This is a genomic window from Streptomyces sp. PH10-H1 (assembly GCF_030063355.1).
GTDB lineage: Bacteria > Actinomycetota > Actinomycetes > Streptomycetales > Streptomycetaceae > Actinacidiphila.
Genome location: NZ_JASISZ010000220.1, coordinates 1 through 998, shown reverse-complemented (window position 1 = coordinate 998; position 998 = coordinate 1). Strand labels below are relative to the sequence as shown.

Below are 998 nucleotides of genomic sequence, written 5' to 3'. Positions count from 1 at the left end.
TGCATTGCTTCTCGCTTCAGTCCCTGCCAGAAGCTCTCGGCCAGGGCGTTGTCATAGCTCGAGCCGACCCTGCCCATGCTCCTGCGGATGGCGTGCCGGTCACAGACCTGCGCGAACGCGGCCGACGGATATTGCGATCCGCGGTCCGCAGGGAAGATCACCCCGGTGACGTCACCGCCGCGGGTTGCGACCGCGGCCTGGAGCGCGTCGATGACGAGCCCGGCCCGCATGTGCGGGGCCATCGAGTAGCCGAGCACCCGGCGCGAGCGGATGTCGATGACGCAGGCGAGGTAGAGCCACGCGGCTCCGACCTGCACGTATGTAATGTCGCCGCACCACTTCTCGTCCAGAGTGACAGCGGTGGAGTCCCGCTGGACCAGGTCCGCCACCGGCGGTGCGAGCCGGTCCGGGACCGTGGTGCGCTTCTTCTTGCGCAGGTGACGGCCGGTGATGCCGTGCTTCCGCATCAGCCTGGCCACCCGCTTGCGGTTGACCGTGTGGCCGAAGCCGCGCAGTTCGGCATGGACTCGCAGCGCGCCGTAGTTCCCGCGATGTTCGGCATGGATCTCGCGGATCTCCTCGACCAGGGCGTCCTCGTCTGCCTGCCGGGCGGCCCGCACCTGGGCGCCGGCGATCCACCGGTAGTAGCCCGAGCGGGAGACTTCCAGCACCCGGCATATCCGCTTGATGCCGAACATCTCGGCGTGGGCGGAGACGAAGTCCCAAGCGGCGGTCTTCACTTCATCGCCGAGTAGCCGAGGGGAATTTCACCCCTCGGCCCTCACAGAACCGTGCTTAACAGTCTCCCGTTACACGGCTCTTGTCGCCCTGATCATCAGACCAGCACGGCGCTCACCGTCGGGGCAAGACGCCAGTGCGCGAACATGCGCGGATATCGCCGGGCAATCTCCTGCAACTTCGCAAGCGCCCTCCCCTTGGCCGCGAGCCGTTTGTACTTCTTGCGGATCCAGCGCACCAGGTAGGCGTTGATGCGCGTC

The 998-nt window shown here is 66.9% G+C and carries 1 pseudogene; it reads right to left on the bottom strand.

Going from position 1 to position 998, the window contains the following annotated elements:
* Positions 1–749, bottom strand: a pseudogene (locus QMK24_RS41305) (IS3 family transposase); the annotation flags it as partial.
* Positions 750–998: the final 249 nt, after the last annotated feature.